The following is a 4,234-nucleotide window of genomic DNA, read 5'->3' on the forward strand; positions in this document are numbered from 1 at the left end:
ATGGAAGTAATGCACGAGCGCAACGCTCACAACTTCCCCCTAGACTTGGCTGCTGCTGATGTTGCTCCTGTTGCTTTGAGCGCTCCTGCAATCAACGGTTAATCGGTTTAGTTAAATAGAAAACGCTCTCCAATTATGGGGAGCGTTTTTTTGTTCATTTTTCACATTCGCGTTTAGTCACATAATGCCGATAGCGAAACATGGCTTCTAGCTGTGCTTGCACTAACCAACCACTCATAAATTCTATGCCATCACCACCGGGCATAGCATAAGTAATATTATCGGTTAATTTAGTTTTGCCGTTTTCTTCTGTAAATTCATGACGATGTACCCAGGACTCAAAAGGTCCAGATATCTGTTCATCGGTAAATAGGCGATATTTTTCATAGTCTGTGTGCCGTGCTAACCAAGTTAAAGGTAAAATACCGAGAAAAAGCCGAAATTCTGTAATTGCCCCGGCTTCTAGCCCACCTTCACGTCTAACGATTTGTACAGGTTGCCAAGGTGGAGTGAGTATTTGGACTATATCTGGTCTTTCGTGGAATTTCCAAACTACTTCAACTGGTGCGTTAATGATTGAGGAATGTTTAAAGTGCAACATGAACAAAAAACCTAAAATTGAGCCTTTAGATTCATTATTGACAATTGTATGAGGAAATAGGCTGAAAACCTCGGAATTGTCATCTAAAAATAGTTAAATTTAGTATAACGAGAGAATGCACTAAAAAGCTGATGCGGCGATAGGGAAGTGCTGCTGCAAGCAGTTCGCTAATTGAGGTATAAAAAAATATTTTATCAAGTTTTTGGAATTTACCCGTTGATATATCATTTATTATGCAATAATGGGAGTCGAGAAGTAATTCGGTGGACCTCGTTTGTTTTTAGTATTGATAGGCTTTTTCCCTTTGGTATTTACAGACTTTTCTCCGAAATCTAAATCTCTACACTCTTATGATTTTGGAGAAAATCTATGTCAATTTATGTAGGCAACCTCTCTTATGAAGTTACCCAAGACGGCTTAAGCGAAATTTTCAAGGAGTATGGCACTGTAAAGCGTGTTCAGCTACCTACCGACCGAGAAACTGGTAAAGTTCGCGGTTTCGGTTTCGTAGAAATGGAATCAGAAGCAGAAGAAGAAAAAGCCATTGAAGCACTTGATGGTGCTGAATGGATGGGACGTGATTTAAAAGTGAACAAAGCTAAACCAAGAGAAGAACGTACTCCTTTTGGTGGTGGAAACCGGGGTGGTGGGAACTTCGGCGGTGGAAGCCGTAACCGTTACTAATATCCATAGATTTAAGGCCGATAAATATCCGCCTTGAGGATAATTAGGTTTAACAAAAGCTCAGGAGTGAATTCCTGGGCTTTTTCATGGCAAATTTTCTGCACAGGATCAATATTGATATTGACTTAACCCGTATTTCTCACGAACAATGTAATCGCAATTTCTATAACCCGTATAGAGAATCGGTTTCCGGCATTTTTTACTGGGTTGATTTTTGATGCAGTGTGAAACTCCAGAATCCAGATTTTACAGGGTTTGAGAATTTTGGTGAAAAATCCAGGGTAAAATGGCATCAAAAGAGATATTTTGGCAAATTGGCACAAGTTATGGACAAATATTATCATAATTAGGGGTCAGCACTTGTCAGCATGATTAGTCATAAAATGTTACTTTAGAAAACTATAACTAAGTCATATTTTCCGACATCTACCCATGCCTTATCTTATCACTGCTGGGGAAATTCGTTCCCTAATTACTGAACATAGCAAAGCTAAAACTCTGTGGATAGATACAGAAGTTGCTGATTATAAAACTCGTAATCCTAGATTATCACTAATTCAGGTGTTGGATAATCCTGAGGATATGACTGGTAATAGTGTTTATTTGTTAGATGTTCTCGATAAATCAGATGTAATTGCTGATTTTGTGGAAAGGATTATGACTAATGATGCTATTGAAAAAGTTTTTCATAATGCTGGTTATGATGTGCAATATTTGGGAGGTAAAAGAGCTAAAAATATTACCTGTACTTTGGCAATGGCTAAGAAAATTCCTATTTATTTACTACCGTTACCTAATTATCAACTGAAAACTCTAGCAACTGAACTTTGTAATTTTCATGATATTGATAAACAAGAACAAAGGAGTGATTGGGGAAAAAGACCATTAACTGAAGCGCAACTAGAATATGCTTATCTTGATTGTATTTATTTGGCTCAAGTACATTTAAGATTATTAGAATTAGAGGCTAATTTTCAGGTAGATCCAATTAAGGAAGATTTAAACTTATTGACTGCTAGATATAGAGAAATTGAACAGCAACAAAAAATACTTAAGTCAGAATTTGAGCATTTACAAGAACGGGTAAAAAAAGCGATGTTAGTCCAAAATATTGCCGAAACATCGCATTGTAAACTAACAAGTTATGAGCGAAAAACTTTTAAAACTCAGTTTCAGGAATTGGTAAATTTAGTAGAAAATCAAGGTGTTGATTTAGATTTTACTATTACTTTAACTGAAGATATTCGCAAAAATTTGGGGGTAAATCTGGAAAAGTTAACTGTAAATGTTGATACAAATACTTATTGGAAAGTCACTCCTAAAAATCAGGAAGATCAGGAAGATTAAGAGCAAATATTGAAAAACTCTGTGAACTAACTTTAATCATACTTCCGAATACTGGTATGAAAATTTTCATGAAAGTGCTAACAAAATTAACAGAATTATCAGCGGGAATCTAGTAATAATCTAAATCTAGATAGTAAGGATTTTATTTTTAATATTTACTAATATGCGGTGATTGGCTGGATAAATTTATTCATTAATTCTCAATAACTTCAGGGAATTTTATAATTTGACTTGAATATTAATCAAAAAGCAAACATATTGCAGAAGTAAGTAATTTAGTGAATGATTTACTCCCAGTAAGATGGCAATTTTTGGTAAATTATGAAATGGCAGTTATTGACACAAAAACAGCGAGGAGTAAACAGGGCATTCACTATAGCAATGTTTACAATTTTCAGTGGTATTATTTGCGTTTCTTGCAGTAATAATCAAGATGTTTTAGTAACGGAAAGGGGAGCAAGTACCCCCAATCCACAGATAGGGAGAGCATCTAAAGCTGGGGAATTTTATGTTCAGGGACAAACTCAACATCTTAAAGGTAATTCCCAAGCGGCTATTGCTGCCTATAGTAAATCTATTAGTCTTAATCCTGAGTATGCACCAGCATTTAAGGGGCGGGGATTAGTTTATTTTGATACTGGTAATAAAGAGGGAGCGATCGCGGATTATAATCAGGCATTGCGTCTCAATCCCAAGGATGCGGAAGCATACAATAATCGTGCTAATGCTTTTGCTTCTATCGGAGATTATAGAAGAGCGCTTGCGGATTATAATCAAGCAATTAGCATTGCACCAAAATCTGCCGAGGTTTACAATAATCGAGGTAATGCCCGTGCTAACCAAGGTGATAAGAATGGGGCGTTAGAGGACTATACTCAAGCGATTCGGATTGATCAGGAATATGCTGTAGCCTATAATAATCGGGGTAATGCTTATGCTGCAAGAGGAGAACAGCAAAAAGCAATCTCCGATTATAATGAAGCCGTTCGCATTAATCCTAATTTTGGTGCTGTTTTTAATAATCGCGGTAACGCCTATGCCGCAATTGGCGATAAACGGGGTGCATTAAAAGATTTACAGCGGGCAGCAGCTATTTTTGACAAACAAGGAAATAAGGACTTATATCAACAAGCAATGAAGAATATTGAGGAATTGGGTAAGTAATTTATACATTACCGATATGAATCCAATCTTCAACTTCCGCAAATTTTTCCTGTGCCTGTCTTTACGTGCGTAGCTGTTTGTCAATCTCAAATTTAGAAATGCCCCAGGCTTTCAACGACCCGAACTCATTCCACAGGTCAGAGCGCAGTTTACCCAAGCTCAAAGCGATTAAATCAAGTTCGTTAGATTTCCAGTTATTTAGTTTTTCAGTCCCTAAAATAGCGATTCTCGTAACGGTTAACTGATTTTTTACTTTGAGTTTCATGGACTTGGTTTGCTACGTCTTTTACCATTATACCACCATTGACTCATATTGACTACTATTTGTTTCATGAATATTTTGCTCTTCGGCTATTTTTTCCTTGTAAGCCCGAAGAAAGTAAAGTTTGGAGGAAAAGCAGTGCATGATAGCCATAAAATCCTGCATCAACTCTTCGT

At 36.7% G+C, this 4,234-nt stretch carries 5 protein-coding genes and 1 pseudogene; 4 read left to right on the forward strand and 2 right to left on the reverse strand.

Annotated features, from left to right (window positions below):
* A pseudogene (locus tag HEQ36_RS25855) lies at positions 1-102 on the forward strand (photosystem II protein D1); the annotation flags it as partial.
* A gap of 52 nt (positions 103-154) precedes the next feature.
* Here the strand turns inward: HEQ36_RS25855 and HEQ36_RS25860 are convergent.
* A complete protein-coding gene (locus HEQ36_RS25860) occupies positions 155-601 on the reverse strand; it encodes an SRPBCC family protein (RefSeq protein WP_053539960.1) in 447 nt (148 codons plus the stop codon).
* 369 nt (positions 602-970) lie between these two features.
* On the opposite strand from HEQ36_RS25860, the gene HEQ36_RS25865 reads away from it, so the two are divergent.
* The 3 genes from HEQ36_RS25865 to HEQ36_RS25875 all read left to right on the forward strand — a co-directional run bounded on the left by HEQ36_RS25865 (position 971) and on the right by HEQ36_RS25875 (position 3,796).
* On the forward strand, positions 971-1,285 hold the full coding sequence (locus HEQ36_RS25865) for an RNA-binding protein (protein WP_053539959.1): 315 nt from the start codon (positions 971-973) through the stop codon (positions 1,283-1,285).
* Positions 1,286-1,717: 432 nt separating this feature from the next.
* Positions 1,718-2,632 carry a 3'-5' exonuclease gene (locus tag HEQ36_RS25870; RefSeq protein ID WP_053539958.1) on the forward strand — a complete coding sequence of 305 codons (915 nt, stop codon included), beginning with the start codon at positions 1,718-1,720 and terminating at the stop codon, positions 2,630-2,632.
* Positions 2,633-2,953: 321 nt separating this feature from the next.
* A complete protein-coding gene (locus tag HEQ36_RS25875; RefSeq protein WP_039200631.1) occupies positions 2,954-3,796 on the forward strand; it encodes a tetratricopeptide repeat protein in 843 nt (280 codons plus the stop codon).
* A 61-nt stretch (positions 3,797-3,857) separates the two neighbouring features.
* Here the strand turns inward: HEQ36_RS25875 and HEQ36_RS25880 are convergent, their stop codons facing one another.
* Positions 3,858-4,061, reverse strand: coding sequence for a hypothetical protein (locus HEQ36_RS25880; RefSeq protein ID WP_053539957.1), 204 nt, complete (start codon positions 4,059-4,061; stop codon positions 3,858-3,860).
* Positions 4,062-4,234: the final 173 nt, after the last annotated feature.

This window comes from Anabaena sp. 54 (assembly GCF_017355725.1).
Classification (GTDB): Bacteria; Cyanobacteriota; Cyanobacteriia; order Cyanobacteriales; family Nostocaceae; genus Dolichospermum; species Dolichospermum heterosporum.

Excerpts from the sequence above, each read along its gene's own strand:
- HEQ36_RS25870 (WP_053539958.1), top strand. The coding sequence starts at position 1,718 with ATGCCTTATCTTATCACTGCTGGGGAAATTCGTTCCCTAATTACTGAA.
- HEQ36_RS25860 (WP_053539960.1), bottom strand. The coding sequence starts at position 601 with ATGTTGCACTTTAAACATTCCTCAATCATTAACGCACCAGTTGAAGTA.
- HEQ36_RS25865 (WP_053539959.1), top strand. The coding sequence starts at position 971 with ATGTCAATTTATGTAGGCAACCTCTCTTATGAAGTTACCCAAGACGGC.
- HEQ36_RS25880 (WP_053539957.1), bottom strand. The coding sequence starts at position 4,061 with ATGAAACTCAAAGTAAAAAATCAGTTAACCGTTACGAGAATCGCTATT.
- HEQ36_RS25875 (WP_039200631.1), top strand. The coding sequence starts at position 2,954 with ATGAAATGGCAGTTATTGACACAAAAACAGCGAGGAGTAAACAGGGCA.